General features: G+C 64.6%; 1 protein-coding gene. It reads right to left on the reverse strand.

From position 1 onward, the window contains the following. The coding region (locus B3873_RS21770; protein WP_286869038.1) for an FAD-dependent oxidoreductase at positions 1-725 on the reverse strand (725 nt) is incomplete at both ends.

The following is a 725-nucleotide window of genomic DNA, read 5'->3' on the forward strand; positions in this document are numbered from 1 at the left end:
GCGGCCCGCAGTGCAGGCCGAGCTTGCTTCGCCGCCACAGGATGTCATCCGCATCGCGCGCCCACTCGTGTTGCACCAGGTAGCGCGCCTCGGCCTCGTAGAGGCCCGGTGTCAGTTCTTCGCCCAGCGCCGCCAGGCTGTCGGCCTGGCCGATGATCTGGTCCACGCGGGAACCATAGCTGCGCGCATAGCGATGGGCCAGCCCGGCCGGCAGCCAAGGATAACGTGCCTGCAGCTTGCGCAGGTAGGCATCGAAGTCGTAGCGCGCCACCATCTTGCCGGGCTGTTCCAGGTCGCCGCCGGGCAGCGGCGCTCCTGCCGTCCACGGCTGGCTCGATGCACCGAGGTGCGGGGCCAGCATGAACAGCGCTTCTTCGGCCAGCTTGCGATAGGTGGTGATCTTGCCGCCCCAGACGTTCAGCATGGGCGCGCCCGCATCATCGCATTCGAGCAGGTAGTCGCGCGTGATGGCCGAGGCATTCTCGGCGCTGTCGTCCAGCAGGGGACGCACGCCGGAGTAGGTCCAGACCACGTCTTCCTTGCCGATCTGGCGCTTGAAGTAGCGGTTGGCCATCTCGCAGAGATAATCGATTTCTTCCGCATCGATCTCGACCTTGCCGGCATCGCCGTGGTATTCGAGGTCGGTGGTACCGATGAGGGTGAATTCTTCCTGATAGGGAATGGCAAAGATGATGCGCTTGTCCGGGTTCTGGAAGATGTAGGCG

The sequence above is a fragment of the Herbaspirillum sp. UBA812 genome (genome assembly GCF_002296545.1).
In the GTDB taxonomy this organism is placed as follows: domain Bacteria; phylum Pseudomonadota; class Gammaproteobacteria; order Burkholderiales; family Burkholderiaceae_D; genus Herbaspirillum; species Herbaspirillum huttiense.